The following is a 432-nucleotide window of genomic DNA, read 5'->3' as shown; positions in this document are numbered from 1 at the left end:
GCGACCAGATGCGCGACGATCGCGGCTTTCCGGTCTTCAAAGTGCGGCTTTTTCCAGCTTCCAGCCCAAAGCATCCAAGGCGTCACAGCCGTCCTGAATCAACAGGTGTGCAGCATTGGCGAAATGCTCCAGATCGTGACCTTCGACGTTTTTGATGCACAGGCAGGTGACGCTATTGAGCAGATTGCGCGCGGCTTTGATTCGGTGAGTGGCGGTTTCGAGGAGATCCGAGAATTTGGCTTCGGTGTCGATATACAGAGTCGGGCCGACGCTGAAATTGCCTTGCAAGGGGTGATACTTAGCCATTAGGTCTAACTCCGGTCACTTGGGTGAGGATTCATCTTTGTTTCGACCGGCTAAGATCGATCGCTGATTCGTCAGCGACGAGCGAACTGTAGGCGAGCAATCTGGGGAAGTAAACCCGGCCAATAC

General features: G+C 54.2%; 1 protein-coding gene. It reads right to left on the bottom strand.

Features of this window, described 5'->3' with window-relative positions; all coding sequences use genetic code 11:
- Window positions 1-36: 36 nt before the first annotated feature.
- Window positions 37-306, bottom strand: a complete 270-nt coding sequence (locus tag AC1DLB_RS32175) for a hypothetical protein (RefSeq protein WP_064616011.1) — start codon at window positions 304-306, stop codon at window positions 37-39.
- Between the last annotated feature and the right edge of the window lie 126 nt (window positions 307-432).

Source organism: Pseudomonas sp. 05N434 (assembly GCF_056396965.1).
The sequence above is the reverse complement of the archived record's forward strand: the minus strand, read 5'-3'. Positions and strand labels throughout refer to the sequence as shown.